This is a genomic window from Pseudomonas fluorescens (genome assembly GCF_041354075.1).
GTDB classification, from domain to species: domain Bacteria; phylum Pseudomonadota; class Gammaproteobacteria; order Pseudomonadales; family Pseudomonadaceae; genus Aquipseudomonas; species Aquipseudomonas fluorescens_CE.
Genome location: NZ_JARZGC010000004.1, coordinates 92,360 through 108,017, shown reverse-complemented (window position 1 = coordinate 108,017; position 15,658 = coordinate 92,360). Strand labels below are relative to the sequence as shown.

The 15,658-nt window shown below is 63.5% G+C and carries 18 protein-coding genes and 1 riboswitch; of the genes, 16 read left to right on the top strand and 2 right to left on the bottom strand.

Annotated elements, in window-relative coordinates; all coding sequences use genetic code 11:
* The first annotated feature begins 193 nt into the window (after positions 1 to 193).
* Entirely contained in the window at positions 194 to 823 is a 630-nt protein-coding gene (locus QIW53_RS06545) for a C40 family peptidase (protein ID WP_371048827.1), read from the top strand.
* A 221-nt stretch (positions 824 to 1,044) separates the two neighbouring features.
* Positions 1,045 to 1,578: a C40 family peptidase gene (locus QIW53_RS06540; RefSeq protein WP_371048826.1), complete on the top strand. Its 534-nt coding sequence runs from the start codon at positions 1,045 to 1,047 to the stop codon at positions 1,576 to 1,578.
* A 159-nt stretch (positions 1,579 to 1,737) separates the two neighbouring features.
* Here QIW53_RS06540 and QIW53_RS06535 read toward each other — a convergent pair whose 3' ends face one another.
* Together QIW53_RS06535 and QIW53_RS06530 are read right to left on the bottom strand one after the other, a co-directional pair.
* A complete protein-coding gene (locus tag QIW53_RS06535; protein ID WP_371048825.1) occupies positions 1,738 to 3,051 on the bottom strand; it encodes a PQQ-dependent sugar dehydrogenase in 1,314 nt (437 codons plus the stop codon).
* Positions 3,052 to 3,119: 68 nt separating this feature from the next.
* Positions 3,120 to 3,704 carry a hypothetical protein gene (locus QIW53_RS06530; protein WP_371048824.1) on the bottom strand — a complete coding sequence of 195 codons (585 nt, stop codon included), beginning with the start codon at positions 3,702 to 3,704 and terminating at the stop codon, positions 3,120 to 3,122.
* A 154-nt stretch (positions 3,705 to 3,858) separates the two neighbouring features.
* Positions 3,859 to 4,073, top strand: a riboswitch (cobalamin riboswitch).
* Positions 4,074 to 4,154: 81 nt separating this feature from the next.
* On the opposite strand from QIW53_RS06530, the gene cobO reads away from it, so the two are divergent.
* The 14 genes from cobO (at position 4,155) to QIW53_RS06460 (ending at position 15,636) form a co-directional block, all read left to right on the top strand.
* A complete protein-coding gene (gene cobO / locus QIW53_RS06525) occupies positions 4,155 to 4,766 on the top strand; it encodes a cob(I)yrinic acid a,c-diamide adenosyltransferase (protein ID WP_371048823.1) in 612 nt (203 codons plus the stop codon).
* Positions 4,763 to 6,163, top strand: a complete 1,401-nt coding sequence (locus QIW53_RS06520) for a cobyrinate a,c-diamide synthase (RefSeq protein WP_371048822.1) — start codon at positions 4,763 to 4,765, stop codon at positions 6,161 to 6,163. Before cobO ends, QIW53_RS06520 begins: the two co-directional genes overlap by 4 nt.
* Positions 6,160 to 6,810, top strand: coding sequence for a 5,6-dimethylbenzimidazole synthase (gene bluB / locus QIW53_RS06515; protein WP_371048821.1), 651 nt, complete (start codon positions 6,160 to 6,162; stop codon positions 6,808 to 6,810). Before QIW53_RS06520 ends, bluB begins: the two co-directional genes overlap by 4 nt.
* A complete protein-coding gene (gene cbiB / locus QIW53_RS06510) occupies positions 6,807 to 7,715 on the top strand; it encodes an adenosylcobinamide-phosphate synthase CbiB (protein ID WP_371048820.1) in 909 nt (302 codons plus the stop codon). The genes bluB and cbiB overlap by 4 nt, the downstream gene beginning before the upstream one ends.
* Positions 7,708 to 8,700, top strand: coding sequence for a threonine-phosphate decarboxylase CobD (gene cobD, locus QIW53_RS06505; RefSeq protein WP_371048819.1), 993 nt, complete (start codon positions 7,708 to 7,710; stop codon positions 8,698 to 8,700). The genes cbiB and cobD overlap by 8 nt, the downstream gene beginning before the upstream one ends.
* Positions 8,697 to 10,148, top strand: a complete 1,452-nt coding sequence (locus tag QIW53_RS06500; RefSeq protein ID WP_371048818.1) for a cobyric acid synthase — start codon at positions 8,697 to 8,699, stop codon at positions 10,146 to 10,148. Before cobD ends, QIW53_RS06500 begins: the two co-directional genes overlap by 4 nt.
* 63 nt (positions 10,149 to 10,211) lie before the next feature.
* On the top strand, positions 10,212 to 10,733 hold the full coding sequence (gene cobU, locus QIW53_RS06495) for a bifunctional adenosylcobinamide kinase/adenosylcobinamide-phosphate guanylyltransferase (RefSeq protein WP_371048817.1): 522 nt from the start codon (positions 10,212 to 10,214) through the stop codon (positions 10,731 to 10,733).
* Positions 10,730 to 11,785 carry a nicotinate-nucleotide--dimethylbenzimidazole phosphoribosyltransferase gene (cobT, locus tag QIW53_RS06490; RefSeq protein ID WP_371048816.1) on the top strand — a complete coding sequence of 352 codons (1,056 nt, stop codon included), beginning with the start codon at positions 10,730 to 10,732 and terminating at the stop codon, positions 11,783 to 11,785. Before cobU ends, cobT begins: the two co-directional genes overlap by 4 nt.
* Positions 11,782 to 12,357 carry an alpha-ribazole phosphatase family protein gene (cobC, locus tag QIW53_RS06485; protein WP_371048815.1) on the top strand — a complete coding sequence of 192 codons (576 nt, stop codon included), beginning with the start codon at positions 11,782 to 11,784 and terminating at the stop codon, positions 12,355 to 12,357. The genes cobT and cobC overlap by 4 nt, the downstream gene beginning before the upstream one ends.
* A 2-nt stretch (positions 12,358 to 12,359) precedes the next feature.
* Positions 12,360 to 13,091, top strand: a complete 732-nt coding sequence (locus tag QIW53_RS06480; RefSeq protein ID WP_371048814.1) for an adenosylcobinamide-GDP ribazoletransferase — start codon at positions 12,360 to 12,362, stop codon at positions 13,089 to 13,091.
* A 152-nt stretch (positions 13,092 to 13,243) separates the two neighbouring features.
* Positions 13,244 to 13,648 carry a MarR family winged helix-turn-helix transcriptional regulator gene (locus QIW53_RS06475; RefSeq protein ID WP_371048813.1) on the top strand — a complete coding sequence of 135 codons (405 nt, stop codon included), beginning with the start codon at positions 13,244 to 13,246 and terminating at the stop codon, positions 13,646 to 13,648.
* A 54-nt stretch (positions 13,649 to 13,702) separates the two neighbouring features.
* Positions 13,703 to 14,911: an MFS transporter gene (locus QIW53_RS06470; protein WP_371048812.1), complete on the top strand. Its 1,209-nt coding sequence runs from the start codon at positions 13,703 to 13,705 to the stop codon at positions 14,909 to 14,911.
* Complete coding sequence (locus QIW53_RS06465; RefSeq protein WP_371048811.1) at positions 14,908 to 15,030, top strand: hypothetical protein; 123 nt, start codon at positions 14,908 to 14,910, stop codon at positions 15,028 to 15,030. Before QIW53_RS06470 ends, QIW53_RS06465 begins: the two co-directional genes overlap by 4 nt.
* 54 nt (positions 15,031 to 15,084) lie before the next feature.
* Positions 15,085 to 15,636 (top strand): glutathione peroxidase, encoded by a 552-nt coding sequence (locus QIW53_RS06460; protein WP_201189632.1) that lies wholly within the window; start codon positions 15,085 to 15,087, stop codon positions 15,634 to 15,636.
* Positions 15,637 to 15,658 lie beyond the last annotated feature (22 nt).

The following is a 15,658-nucleotide window of genomic DNA, read 5'->3' as shown; positions in this document are numbered from 1 at the left end:
CCGGCATATTTCAGGCGCCAGTAAACCCGCTTTCCTACAGGGTGCAGGCTGCGCAAGCGTCTAAATGGGGCTTAAGCGCTTAGATGTTGACGCGAAAACGAAAAGTCACAAAAGTTTCGATTGAATTTGCAAATGAGGTTGATAGCGGGCATAGTCTCGGCTTCTTTACAACTATCCAGCCACGGTCGTGCCCATGCTAAAGCGCTTCGCACCCCTCGTGCCTCTCGCACTCGTTACCCTGTTGTTCGGTTGCGCTGCCCACTCCCCAGTGTCCGAGCAGGCTCCACAACAGCAGGTCAGCAACAACCCGGTCACTGCACAATCCTCGTCCCAGCGTTTCCAGCAAGAACTGGAAACCGACAAGGAACTGGCCAACTTTGCCGACGGCAAGTCGTATCAGCTTCCAGTGCTGGCAGACAGCATTCTTGAGCGCGGCATGTCCCTGATCGGTACTCGCTACCGTTTCGGTGGAACCTCCGAAGCCGGCTTCGATTGCAGTGGTTTCATCGGTTACCTGTTTCGTGAAGAGGCCGGCATGAACCTGCCACGTTCCACTCGCGAAATGATCAACGTTGATGCGCCCCTGGTGTCCCGCAGCGCACTCAAGCCGGGTGACCTGCTGTTCTTCGCTACCAACGGTCGTCGCGGTCGTGTCAGTCACGCCGGGATCTACCTGGGCGACAACCAGTTCATCCACTCCAGCAGCCGCAAGAGCGGTGGTGTCCGGGTCGACAGCCTGGGCGACAGCTACTGGAGCAAGACCTTCATCGAAGCCAAGCGCGCACTCGCCATGGCTCCGACCGTGGTCACCGCGCGCAAGTAATGCGGCGATGGGTCGCCACTTCCTGTGGTGACCCGGGCTCCTGCGCAAGGGAGTAGCCGGACAGGTTACATGGTGAACTTAAAGTCTTACTTGAAGTTTGCCGCATAGGCGCTAGAATCTGATCCATTATTGATGGCAAACCGCCTGCGTTCTGCGCAGGCGGTTTTCTTTTCTGCCGATCGGGCAGAAATCAGCCGCAGACAGATCAGGATGTTCTGCTTATGACGATGTCGGCCCGCCTCACACTCATGGTCCTCGCCTCGCTGCTCAGCGCCTGCGCCAGCCGCACACCGCCCCCGCAGGTAGTCCGCGCACCCATTGTCTTCAATTCCACACAGCCTTCTTCGCCCGAAGCCGAGGACGTGTTGTTTCGCGCGTTGGGTCTGGTAGGTACGCCGTATCGCTGGGGCGGCAACACGCCGGATTCGGGCTTCGACTGCAGCGGTCTGATCGGTTACGTCTACCGCGACGCCGCTGGCATCTCCCTGCCACGCACCACGCGGGAAATGATCAGCATGCAAGCGGCCGATGTTGGCCAGGAAGGGCTGCAAAGTGGTGATCTGGTGTTCTTCGCTACCAATGGCGGTTCACAGGTCAGCCATGCCGGGATCTATGTCGGTGAAGGCCGGTTCGTCCATGCACCCGCCACGGGCGGCACAGTCAAGCTCGACAGCCTGTCCAAGGCCTATTGGCAAAAAGCCTACCTGAGCGCCAAACGTGTCCTGCAACCGGAGCACCTGGCGCGTAATCCCTGACCTCCACTCTCCATTGTGGGAGCGGGCTTGCTCGCGATGGCGGAGTTCCAGTCGAAGTCTATGCCGACTGACCCACCGCTATCGCGAGCAAGCCCGCTCCCACACGGGTCTGCGGTGTATTGAAAACCTGATTCGCTTTCGATCTGTGCGAGAGCAGCGCTATTTAGCCGCCGACACCCGCCACACCTTGTTCCCTACGTCATCAGCCACCAGCAGATCACCCTGGCGGTCTATCACCACGCCGACCGGCCGGCCCATGGCTTCTTCCTTGTCATTGAGGAAACCGGTGAGCACGTCAATCGGTGCGCCTTGCGGTTTACCGGCGCTGAACGGCACGAAAATGACCTTGTAACCGCTGTGCGGTTTGCGGTTCCACGAGCCGTGCTGGCCGATGAATGCGCCTTCCTTGAACGGCGCTGGCAGGGTGTTGCCTTCGGCAAACGTCAGGCCCAGCGAAGCGGTATGTGGGCCGACTGCATAGTCCGGCGCGATGGCCTTGGCGACCAGGTCCGCGTTCTGCGGCTGGACACGCACGTCGATGTGCTGACCGTAATAACTGAACGGCCAGCCATAGAAGGCACCGTCCTTGACGGAGGTGATGTAGTCCGGAACCAGATCGCTGCCAATTTCATCGCGCTCGTTGACGGCTGTCCACAGGGCGCCGCTCTGCGGTTCCCAGGCCATGCCATTGGGGTTGCGCAGGCCTGAGGCGAAGATCCGGTGATGGCCGGTGGCGCGGTCCACTTCCCAGATCGCGGCGCGGCCTTCTTCCTTGTCCATGCCGTTTTCGGCAACGTTGCTGTTGGAGCCTACCGTGACGTACAGCTTGCTGCCGTCCTGGCTGGCGATGACGTTTTTGGTCCAGTGGTGATTCAACGTGCCACCCGGCAGGTCCACCACTTTGATCGGTTGCGACTTGATCGCCGTGTCGCCCTCTTCGTAGTGGAAACGCAACAAGCGGTCGGTATCAGCGACATACAGGTCATTGCCGACCAGCGTCATGCCGAAGGGCGAATTGAGATGCTCCAGAAATACCGTGCGGGTCTCGGCGATGCCGTCATGGTCGCTGTCCCGCAACAAGGTGATGCGGTTCGGGCTGGGAACGCCGGCCCCGGCGCGGCTCATGACTTTTTGCGTGACCCAGCCTTTGATGCCTTTGTTGTCATCGGGCTTGGGCGGTGCGTTGGTTTCGGCGACGAGCACGTCGCCATTGGGCAGCACGTACAGCCAGCGCGGATGATCGAGTCCCTCGGCAAACGCGCCCACCTGGGTGCCTGTCGCTGCCGTGGGTTTGGTGCCCTCCGGCCAGCCGATGGCGGGGGCGATGTTCATCGTGGGGAACAGGGTCTTGTTCGGTTCCGGTAATTGAGGCGACGGACCGGTACCGTCGGAAACTTGCAGGGTGGAGGTTTCACCGCAAGCGGCGAGCCCGCCGGCGATCACAACGACGAGAGCGAACTGGGGCTTGCGCATACTGATCTTCCCTATGAATGCAGTGACCTGATCAGTAGAGAGGCGCAAACCCGCGATGGTTCAACCAGTCAGCCGCGGGCTTCCTTGAGCAGCACCGCGATGCCTGGATGGTAGTTGCCCGCCTCGTTGTGCAACTTGCGGTAGGCGTAGGGGAAATACCAGGCCACGGCGCAGGAATTCTCCTTCTGCAGGTCGTCGACCATGTCCTGCAGCTCTTCCGGCGTGGCGCCGTGCTGGGGTTTTTGTGGGGCGACGAACAGGCAGCCCAGTTTCAGGTCGCTGGTGTAGCTGATGCGCTTGGCGTCGCTGGTGATCTCGGCCAGGGCCTGCGTCAGGTTCAGGCCGTTGACCCGTGGCCAGCGCTGCGTTGCCTGCAGATAGGCCCGTGTCTCGCTGGATGCGATAAACAGGTCGGCGCGGGCGTTGCGTTCGCCTTCCTCGATCTGTTTACGGGTCTGGGTGTTTTGCAAGGTGACCATTTCAGCCATCCAGGCGGCAGCGGAGAGCAGGCCCAGGTTGGCTTTTTCGTCGTACCAGTAAGGCGTGTCGTTGTCGCCGCGCACGGCGTTGTAGCGGTCGATACAGTCAAACCAGCGTTCCAGCAGCGGGCGCAGGAATTCGAGTCGCGGATTGCTGATGATCATGCCTTGCATGGGGCTCACCCTTGTTCTTGTGATGTGGGGTTGTGGCTCTTTGATATCACTGCTGGAAGCATGGCACAAGATTGGCGTCATTTTATTGATCAGCGGCAGTTATTCGCCCGGCGGCGTCTCGGCTTTAATTGACGCTCCACCCCCAACCCTCTAACCTTCGCGGCTTGTTTCAGGTGCTCTATGACCCTGGTCGATAGAGTGAAACAGGGAAGCCGGTGAGTGCGTGCACGATCCCGGCGCTGCCCCCGCAACGGTAAATGAGTGAACGCTGCGCCTTGAGCCACTGTGTCGATCGCGACATGGGAAGGCGCGCAGTCAGGTGTCATGCCGCTCATGAGCCCGGAGACCGGCCTGATTCAATCCAGTGGCATCACGGTGGGCGATGTCAGGCTTCTTGCCACCTGTTCTTGTGCCTGCCCGCCGTTATTCAGCCTCAACGGAGAGCTCCCCATGACCGATACCCCTGATCGTGACGAACGCCATCTGGCGCGCATGCTGCGTAAAAAAGCCGTGATCGACGAACGCATCGCCAACTCGCCGAATGAATGCGGCCTGCTGTTGGTGCTGACCGGCAACGGCAAAGGCAAGAGCAGCTCGGCGTTCGGCATGCTCGCCCGTTCCATGGGCCACGGCATGCAATGCGGAGTGGTGCAATTCATCAAGGGCCGCAACAGCACCGGCGAAGAAATGTTTTTCCGTCGATTCCCGGAACAGGTGCGTTTCCACGTGATGGGCGAAGGCTTTACCTGGGAAACCCAGGATCGCCAGCGCGACATCGCCGCCGCAGAAGCCGCGTGGACGGTTTCCCGCGAACTGCTGCGCGACCCGGCGATCGGCCTGGTGGTGCTGGACGAGTTGAACATCGCCCTCAAGCACGGCTACCTCGACCTCGACCAGGTGCTCGGCGACCTGCAGGCGCGGCCACCGATGCAGCACGTGGTGGTGACCGGCCGTGGCGCCAAACCGGAGATGATCGAGCTGGCCGACACGGTCACCGAAATGGGCATGATCAAGCACGCCTTCCAGGCCGGGATCAAAGCGCAAAAGGGCGTCGAATTGTGAGTGAGCCACGTCATTGCCCGGCGGTATTGATTGCCGCGCCGGCCTCCGGCCAGGGCAAGACCACCGTCACCGCTGCGCTGGCCCGTTTGCACCGCAACCAGGGGCGCAAGGTGCGTGTGTTCAAGTGCGGACCGGATTTCCTCGACCCGATGATCCTCGAGCGCGCCAGCGGTGCGCCGGTGTACCAACTGGACATGTGGATGGTCGGCGAGCAGGAAAGTCGTCGCCTGTTGTGGGAGGCGGCTGATGAAGCGGACCTGATTCTCATCGAAGGCGTCATGGGCCTGTTTGACGGCACACCGTCCAGCGCCGATCTGGCGCGGCATTTCGGTGTGCCGGTGCTCGGGGTGATCGACGGCACGGCGATGGCGCAGACCTTCGGCGCCCTGGCGTTGGGCCTGGCGAAGTATCAGGCGGACCTGCCGTTCGCCGGCGTATTGGCCAACCGGGTCGGCACCTTGCGCCATGCGCAATTGCTGGAAGGCAGCCTGACCGAAGGTTTGCGCTGGTATGGCGCGCTGTCCCGGGAAACCGGGATCGAGTTGCCGAGCCGTCACCTGGGGCTGGTCCAGGCCAGCGAGCTGAACGATCTCGATCTGCGCCTCGATGCCGCCGCCGAAGCCTTGGCCAGCAGTTGCGAAGTCGCGCTGCCGCCCGCCGTGGAGTTCGGCGCGCCAGAGGTGGTCGTCGCCGAACCGTTGCTCGCTGGCGTGCGCATTGCCGTGGCGCGCGATGAAGCGTTCGCGTTCACCTATGGCGCCAGCCTGGACTTGTTAAGGGCCATGGGTGCCGAGTTGTCATTCTTCTCGCCGATCCGCGATGCGCAACTGCCGGACTGCGACAGCCTCTATCTGCCGGGGGGGTACCCGGAACTGCACCATGTGGCGCTGGCGCACAATACCTCGATGCTCGAGGCGATCCGCGCTCATCACGCGGCGGGCAAGCCGTTGCTGGCCGAGTGTGGCGGCATGTTGTACCTGCTCGACTCGTTGACCGATGTCGACGGCACGCGCGCCGAGCTGGTGGGCTTGCTGACGGGGGATGCCGTGATGCAGAAACGCCTGGCGGCGCTGGCGTTGCAGGCGGTCGAATTGCCGGAAGGTTCGCTGCGCGGACACACCTACCACCATTCGTTGACCACCACTGAACTGGCGCCGATTGCCCGTGGCCAGAGCCCGAACGGTGGACGCGGTGCGGAGGCGGTCTATCGCGAGGGGCGGATGACTGCCTCTTATGTGCATTTTTATTTTCCGTCGAATCCGTCGGCGGTGGCCGCGCTTTTCGCGCCTGACCTTGAAGCCGCCATCGCTGGCAAGCCAGCTCCCACAATCGACCGTGTATCACCTGAAGAAATGCACATGTCTGTGGGAGCGAGCCTGCTCGCGAAGCGGCCATGAGCGACAACGCCTTCTCCGAGGACGAACGCGCGGCCGTCTACCGAGCCATCGCCGAACGCCGTGACATGCGCCATTTCAGCGGCGGCAGCGTCGAGCCTGCGCAATTGCGGCGCCTGCTCGAAGCCGCGCACCAGGCGCCCAGCGTCGGCCTGATGCAGCCCTGGCGGTTCATCCGCATCAGCGATCGCCGCCTGCGCGGCCAGATCCAGTCGCTGGTGGAAGAAGAGCGGGTGCGTACCGCGCAAGCCCTCGGCGAGCGCAGTGACGAGTTCATGAAACTGAAAGTCGAAGGGATCAACGATTGCGCCGAGGTGCTGGTTGCCGCGTTGATGGATGACCGCGAGCGGCATATTTTCGGCCGCCGCACCCTGCCGGAGATGGACATGGCTTCCTTGTCCTGCGCGATCCAGAACCTGTGGCTGGCCGCTCGTGCCGAAGGGCTCGGCATGGGCTGGGTGTCGTTGTTCGAGCCACAGGCACTGGCCGACCTGCTGGGCTTGCCCGCCGGGGCCAAACCCCTGGCGGTGCTGTGCCTCGGGCCCGTCGAGCAGTTCTACCCGGCGCCGATGCTGGTCCTCGAAGGGTGGGCGCAGGAGCGGCCGCTGAGCGAACTGCTGTATGAGAATTTCTGGGGAGTGAGTCAATGAGTGTGGCGTTGTTGAGTGTCGCCGCCGTGGCGCTGGATGCGCTGCTGGGTGAACCCAAACGCTGGCATCCGCTGGTGGCGTTCGGCGGATTTGCCGATCGCATCGAACAACGTTTCAACGGTGGCGGTCGTGGCTGGCGCAGCCACGGTGTCACGGCCTGGGTCATTGCAGTGATACCGCTGACCCTGCTGGCCACAGCTTTTTCCTGGGCGCCCTATGTCGGTTGGATCGTCGAGATTCTCGCGCTGTATTGCGCGCTCGGCCTGCGCAGTCTGGGTGAACACGTCGAGCCGGTGGCCAAGGCCTTGCGCAGTGATGATCTGGAGTTGGCGCGCCAGCGTGTCGGGTATCTGGTCAGTCGCCAGACCAGCGAGCTCGACGCGACCGAAGTCGCCCGCGCCGCCACCGAGTCGGTCCTGGAAAACGGCAGCGACGCGGTGTTCGCTGCCTTGTTCTGGTTCGCCGTGGCCGGTGCGCCCGGTGTGGTGCTCTACCGCCTGAGCAATACGCTGGACGCGATGTGGGGCTATCGCAACGAGCGCTTCGAACGGTTCGGCTGGGCGGCGGCGAAGATCGATGATCTGCTCAATTACATTCCGGCCCGGCTGGTGGCCTTGACCTACGCACTGCTGGGCAAAACCCGACTCGCCTTGAAGTGCTGGCGCACGCAAGGGCCGACCTGGGACAGCCCGAACGCCGGCCCGGTCATGGCGGCGGGGGCCGGGGCGCTCGGGGTCGAGTTGGGTGGGGCGGCGATCTATCACGGTGAACTGCACCAGCGCCCGCCACTCGGCGAAGGTGTGCCGGCGGATGCCGACGCCATTGATCGAGGCTGGCAATTGGTCCAGCGCGGGGTATGGTTATGGCTGCTGATTCTGTGCGTGGGGACTGAATTCTATGCTTGAACACGGTGGACGGTTGCGCAAGGCGGCGCTCGAATACGGCGTTGCCGAAGCCGATTGGCTCGACCTGTCCAGTGGCCTTGCGCCCTGGCCATTTGCGGTCCCGGAGATTGCGCAGCGTGCCTGGGCCCGATTGCCGGAAACCGATGACGGTCTGGAGCAGGCCGCCTGCGAGTACTACGGCACCGCGCAGGTGCTGCCGGTGGCGGGCTCGCAAATGGCCATCCAGTTGTTGCCGCGCCTGCGGCGCGCGGGCAAGGTCGGGGTGTTGTCGCCCTGTTACGCCGAGCATGCGCAAGCCTGGCGCCGCAGCGGCTACATCGTGCGCGAAGTAGTGGAGCAGGAAGTCGACTTTTTCATCGACAGCCTCGATGTGCTGGTGGTGGTCAATCCCAACAACCCGACGGGCCTGCACCTCACGCCGGAGCGTCTGCTCGACTGGCATTCCCGGCTGGCCCAACGCGGCGGCTGGCTGGTGGTGGACGAAGCGTTCATGGACAACACGCCGCACCTGAGCCTGGCGCCCTTTGCCCATCGGGTCGGCCTGGTGGTCCTGCGTTCATTCGGCAAGTTCTTCGGTCTGGCCGGTGTGCGCCTGGGGTTTGTCCTGGCCGAGCGCAAGTTGCTCAAGTTGCTCGCCGAGCAGGTCGGGCCCTGGGCGGTCAGCGGCCCGACGCGGGTGCTGGGGCAGTCGTGCCTGCGGGACACCGAGGCGCATGCGCAGCAACGCCAACGCAGCGAAGTGGCCAGTGAACGCCTGGCGACCTTGCTGGAAAAGCACGGTTTCAAACCTCAGGGCGGTTGTGCCCTGTTTCAGTGGCTGAGCACGCCACGCGCCGAAGAGCTGTACGAGTTCATGGCCCGGCGCGGCATCCTGCTGCGTTTGTTTACCCACAACAGCAGCGTGCGGTTCGGTCTGCCGGGTGAGGAAGCTGACTGGCTGCGCCTCGATCAGGCATTCGAGGCTTTTGCCAAGGAAGTTCGATGACCACGTTAATGGTGCAGGGCACGACCTCCGACGCCGGTAAAAGCACCCTGGTGACGGCGCTGTGCCGCTGGGTCACGCGCCAGGGTGTCGGTGTCGTGCCGTTCAAACCGCAGAACATGGCGCTCAACAGTGCCGTGACGGCCGACGGCGGCGAGATCGGCCGGGCGCAGGCCGTTCAGGCCCAGGCCGCTTACCTGCAGCCGCACACCGACATGAACCCGGTGCTGCTCAAACCCAACAGCGACACCGGCGCCCAGGTGATCATCCATGGCCGCGCGGTCACGACGATGAACGCGGTGGCGTACCACGACTACAAGGCCATCGCGATGCAAGCGGTGCTGGCTTCGCACCAGCGCCTGAGCGCGGCGTACCCGGTGGTCATGGTCGAAGGGGCGGGCTCGCCGGCAGAGATCAACCTGCGTGCGGGCGACATCGCCAACATGGGCTTCGCCGAAGCGGTGGATTGCCCGGTGCTGCTGATCGCCGATATCAACCGTGGTGGCGTCTTCGCCCATTTGGTGGGCACGCTGGAACTGCTGTCACCGAGTGAACAGGCACGGGTCAAGGGCTTTATCATCAACCGTTTTCGCGGTGACCTCGCCTTGCTGCAACCGGGGCTCGACTGGCTGGAGGCGCGCACCGGCAAGCCGGTGATCGGCGTCTTGCCTTACGTGATGGACCTGCACCTGGAGGCGGAGGACGGCATCGATCGACGCCAGACCGACAAGGCTGACCAGGTGCTGAAAGTCGTGGTGCCGGTGCTGCCGCGCATCAGCAACCACACCGATTTCGATCCGCTGCGCCTGCACCCGCAAGTGGACCTGCAGTTCATTGGCCCTGGGCAGGCGATTCCCGCCGCCGACCTGATCATCCTTCCCGGCTCGAAAAGCGTGCGCAGCGATCTGGCGTACCTGCGCGGCAGTGGCTGGGACACCGCCATCGCCCGCCATCTGCGCTACGGCGGGAAAGTGCTGGGGATCTGCGGCGGCCTGCAGATGCTGGGCGAACAGGTGCACGATCCCCTGGGCCTCGAAGGCGCGCCGGGGTCCAGTGCCGGTCTGGGGTTGCTGACGTTCGAAACCCGACTGGAAGCTGACAAGCAACTGCGCAACGTGCGCGGGAGACTGGCACTGGAGAATGCCGAGGTCAGCGGCTATGAAATTCATGCCGGCGTGACCACCGGGCCTGGCCTTGAGCAGGCTGCGGTGCACCTGGACGACGGGCGCTGCGATGGCGCGCAAAGTGGTGACGGGCAGATTTTCGGCACCTATCTGCATGGCCTGTTCGAGTCCCCGGCGGCGTGCGGTGCGCTGTTGCGCTGGGCCGGTTTACAGGAGGTGCAGGCGGTGGATTACCACGAGCTGCGCGAGCGGGATATCGAGCGCCTGGCCGATCTGGTGGAGCAGCATCTGGATACCGAACTGATGCGTCAGCTCTGTGGGTTTTGAGTTGATGTCGAGAACTTCATCGCGAGCAGGCTCGCTCCCACGGATCAAGCCAGGGAACACACCATGCTTCAACTGATCCTCGGCGGTGCCCGCTCCGGCAAGAGCCGCCTGGCCGAAAAGCTCGCAGCCGATACCGGCCTGGCCGTGACCTACATCGCCACCAGCCAGCCTCTGGACGGTGAAATGAATGAGCGGGTGGCCCATCATCGTGCGCGGCGTCCGGCCGAATGGGCGCTGATCGAAGAGCCGGTTCACCTTGCCCGTGTCCTGCAGGAAAACGCCCGGGCAGACCGTTGCCTGCTGGTGGACTGCCTGACCCTGTGGATGACCAATCTGCTGATGCTCGACGACGCCGGGCGCCTGTCACGCGAACGCCAGGCGCTGCTCGACTGCCTGGCGCAACTGCCGGGTGAAATCGTTTTTGTCAGCAACGAGACCGGAATGGGTGTCGTGCCGCTGGGCGAATTGACTCGCCGTTATGTCGATGAAGCCGGCTGGCTGCATCAAGCGCTGGCTGAACGTTGCCAGCGCGTGGTGCTGACTATCGCCGGCTTGCCCCTGACTTTGAAAGGAACTGCGTTATGACTCAATCCTGGTGGCTGAACCCTTGCCAACCGATCGACACCCAAGCCGTCGAACAGGCGCAGGCACGTCAACAGCAACTGACCAAACCCGCCGGTTCACTCGGCCGTCTGGAGTCGCTGGCCGTGCAATTGGCCGGCCTGCAAGGGCAGGTCAAGCCGAATCTGGATCAGCTGTGGATCGCCATTTTTGCCGGTGACCACGGGGTGGTGGCCGAAGGTGTGTCGGCGTTTCCCCAGGCGGTGACCGGTCAGATGCTGCGCAATTTCGTCAGCGGTGGTGCGGCGATCAGTGTGCTGGCGCGCCAGCTCGGTGCCTCCCTTGAAGTGGTCGACCTCGGCACGGTGACACCGACGCTGGACCTGCCGGGCGTGCGCCACTTGAACGTCGGTGCGGGCACGGCGAATTTTGTCCAGGGGGCGGCCATGACCCGCGTCCAAGGCGAGCTCGCCTTGCAGGCCGGTCGTGACAGCGCGTTGCGTGCCGTCGCGGCAGGGACGCGGTTGTTCATCGGCGGCGAGATGGGCATCGGCAATACCACGGCTGCCAGTGCGCTGGCCTGCGCCTTGCTCGATTGCCCGGTCGGGCAACTGACGGGGCCGGGCACCGGCCTGAACCCGGCGGGTGTCAACCACAAGGCGCAGGTCATCGAGCGGGCATTGGCCTTGCACGGGGCGCAGCGCGGCGATGCGTTGCAGACCCTGTTCAACCTGGGTGGATTTGAAATCGCCGCACTGGTTGGCGCCTACCTGGCGTGCGCCCAGGAAGGGGTGGCGGTACTGGTGGACGGGTTCATCTGCAGCGTCGCGGCGTTGCTGGCGGTGCGCTTGAACCCTCAGGCTCGGCCATGGCTGCTGTTCGGACATCGCGGTGCCGAGCCAGGCCATGCTCATGTGCTCGACACCCTGGCGGCTGACCCGGTGCTGGAGCTGGGCTTGCGCCTGGGCGAGGGCAGCGGCGCGGCGTTGGCCGTGCCGGTGTTGCGCCTGGCCTGCGACCTGCACGGGCAGATGGCGACGTTTGCCGAGGCCGCCGTGGCAGATCGTCCGGCATGACTCTGCGCCTGGACCTGCTGCGCCACGGCGAAACCGAACGCGGCGGCGGCCTGCGCGGCAGCCTCGACGATGCGTTGACCGACGCCGGTTGGGCGCAGATGCGCGCGGCAGTGCTCGGGCAGGGGCCGTGGGATCGGCTGGTCAGCTCGCCGTTGCAACGCTGTGCGCGGTTCGCCCAGGCGCTCGGGGCGCAACTGGAGTTGCCGGTGCAACTGGAGCCTGATCTGCAGGAGCTGCATTTCGGTGACTGGGAAGGGCAGAGCGCAGCAGCGTTGATGGAAACGGACGCCGAGGCGCTGGGCTTGTTCTGGGCTGATCCTTATTCGTTTACGCCGCCGCAAGGCGAGCGCGTCGAGGATTTTTCGGCGCGGGTGCTGGCGGCCGTTGCCCGGCTGCAGGCCGCCCATGTCGGTGAGCGGGTGTTGCTGATCAGTCATGGCGGCGTCATGCGTTTGCTGCTGGCCCAGGCGCGGGGATTGCCCCGTGAGCAGTTGCTCAACGTCGAGGTTGGCCATGGCGCGTTGTTTTCTCTGCAAGTCGAATCCGACATGACCCTCAAGGAAGCGATCTGATCATGTTGCCGTTCTGGATCGCCCTGCAATTTCTCAGCAGCCTGCCGGTTCGTCTGTCGGCGATGCCGGAACCCAAGGCGCTGGGAAGTTCGTTGCTGTTTTACCCGCTGGTGGGCCTGTTGTTTGGCCTGATCCTGTGGAGCTTGAATGCGTTGCTGCTCGGTACGCCGACGTTGCTGCACGCGGCGTTGTTGTTGAGCGCGTGGGTGTTGCTCAGCGGCGCCCTGCATCTGGATGGGCTGGCGGACAGCGCCGATGCCTGGCTGGGTGGTTTCGGCGACCGCGAACGAACGCTGACGATCATGAAGGACCCACGCAGCGGGCCCATCGCCGTGGTCACGCTGGTGCTGGTGTTGCTGCTGAAGTTCTGTGCGTTGCTGGCGCTGATCGAGCAACAGCACGCTGTCCTGCTGCTGATCGTGCCGCTCATCGGGCGCGCGGCCTTGTTGGGGCTGTTCCTGACGACGCCTTATGTGCGGGCAGGTGGCCTCGGCCAGGCGCTGGCCGATCATCTGCCGCGCACGGCCGGCAAGCAGGTCCTGGGCATCAGCGCGCTGGCCTGTGTATTGATCGCCGGATTGAGCGGGCTCTGGGCGCTGGTCCTGGCGGTGCTGGTGTTTGTCGGGGGGCGACAGATGATGATGCGCCGGTTGGGCGGCACCACGGGCGATACGGCGGGAGCATTGCTGGAGTTGATGGAAGTGGCGGTGCTGGTGGGGTTGGCGGTGTTCTGAAGATCATCGAATGACCGGCTGGCGCCATCGCGAGCAGGCTCGCTCCCACGAGGTAATGCGGTTCACCTGCGGGAGCGAGCCCCCGACACCTTCCAGCCACTGAGTAAACGCGGTATCTTGAGCAACCACACACGCGGGTATATACACGCACCATGCTCGAATCCCAATGTCTATGCATCAACCTGCGTCGTGCCGCCCGTGGCGTCAGCAGGCATTACGACGGCGCTCTCGATGGCTTCGGAATCAACGTCGCCCAGTATTCTTTGTTGTGTAACCTGCAACGTCTGAATGAACCGAGCATTTCTTCCCTCGCCGAAGCGATGGGGCTGGACCGCAGCACGCTTGGGCGCAATTTGCGGGTGCTGGAGGGCGAAGGCCTGGTCATGCTGGTCGAGGGCGAGGACATGCGCAACCGCATCGTCAAGTTGACCGAGACCGGTGCTGAACGCCTGACGGCGGCCCTGCCTGCCTGGGAGGCGGCGCAGCAGCGACTGGTTGATCGCCTGGGTGCTGAAAAACGTGAAACCTTGCTCAAGTTGCTGGATGAACTGGCCTGAAGCCGGTTCATGCAAATTCAAGCGGGTATATACCCGCGACCGGAGAATAAGAAAATGACATCGATGTGGCGTACGTGCGGTTGGGTTCTGTTGGGGAGTGCGCTCATTCTGGCGCTGTCCCTGGGGGTGCGACATGGTTTCGGGCTGTTCCTGGCGCCGATGAGTGCCGAGTTCGGCTGGGGACGTGAAACCTTTGCCTTTGCCATTGCGTTGCAGAACCTGATCTGGGGGCTCGCCCAGCCGTTTACCGGCGCCCTGGCCGATCGCTTCGCCGCGGCGAAAGTGGTGTTGATCGGCGGTGTGCTCTACGCCGCTGGCCTGGCGTTGATGGGCTTGTCGGACTCTGCCCTGACCTTGTCATTGAGCGCCGGCCTGCTGATCGGTATCGGTCTGTCGGGCACTTCGTTTTCGGTCATTCTTGGTGTGGTCGGGCGGGCAGTACCGCCGGAGAAACGCAGCATGGGCATGGGGATCGCCAGCGCCGCAGGGTCCTTTGGCCAGTTCGCCATGTTGCCCGGCACGCTGGGCTTGATCGGCTGGCTGGGATGGTCGGCGGCCTTGCTGGTGCTGGGCCTGTTGGTGGCGATGATCGTGCCGCTGGTGAGCATGCTCAAGGACAAGCCATTGCCCGTGGTTGGCCACGAGCAGACCTTGTCCGAAGCGCTGCGCGAGGCCTGTTCCCATTCCGGATTCTGGTTGCTGGCGTTCGGCTTTTTTGTCTGCGGTTTCCAGGTGGTGTTCATTGGCGTGCACCTGCCGGCCTACCTGGTGGATCAGCATCTGCCGGCCACGGTGGGCACCACGGTGCTGGCGCTGATCGGCCTGTTCAACATCTTCGGTACCTACACCGCCGGCTGGCTCGGTGGGCGCATGTCCAAGCCGCGCCTGCTGACTGGCCTGTATCTGTTGCGGGCGGTGGTGATCGTGCTGTTTATCTGGGCACCGGTGACCACGACCAGCGCCTACCTGTTTGGCATGGCGATGGGCTTCCTGTGGCTGTCGACGGTGCCGTTGACCAACGGCACCGTGGCGACCTTGTTCGGCGTACGAAACCTGTCCATGCTGGGGGGGATCGTTTTCCTGTTCCACCAGTTGGGCTCGTTCCTCGGCGGCTGGCTGGGCGGGGTGGTGTATGACCGGACCGGGAGCTATGACTTGATCTGGCAGGTAGCGATTCTGTTGAGCCTGATGGCCGCCGCCTTGAACTGGCCGGTGCGTGAGCGGCCCGTGGCGCGTCTGCAGACGCAGATGAGCGCGACATGAACAGCCTCTGGCCGCGAATCGCCGTGGCAGCGACAGGTATCCTGCTGCTGGCCCTGGTGTGGTGGGGCTGGCACCAGGGCGGGCTGGCGCTGATGCAATTGGGAATGGGCGCTTGCTAGCACGAGGCGTGGGCGAGTAAGTTCATGGCAGAGACTTTTCAAGGATAACTGGACATGTTGATGCGTTGGCTTGCCGTTCCGGCGTTACTCGTTGCGTTTACCGGGCTGGCGCATGCCGCCGAGTGTCCGGAGCTGTTGCAGGGCTCGCTGCCCAAGCTGCGTGCCAAGGAGTCGATCGACCTGTGCCAGCGCTTCGCTGGCAAACCGCTGGTGGTGGTCAATACCGCCAGCTTTTGTGGCTTCGCCCCGCAATTCAAAGGGCTGGAGGCGCTGAGTCAGCACTACAAGGGGCAGGGGCTGGAAGTGATTGGCGTGCCGTCCAATGACTTCAAACAGGAGTCCAAGGATGGCGAAGAGACCGCCAAGGTATGTTACGTGAACTACGGCGTGACCTTCACCATGACCGAGCCGCAGAAGGTTCGCGGTGACGATGCGACGCATCTGTTCCAGGTGCTGGCTGCGCAGAGTTCGGCGCCGAAGTGGAATTTCTACAAATACGTCGTCGACCGCAAGGGCAAGGTCATCGCCAACTTTTCCAGCCTGACCAAACCCGATGATCCCGAATTCATCAGTGCCGTGGAAAAGGCCCTGGCTTCACAACCCTGATCGACGGCCACTAAAAAGCCCC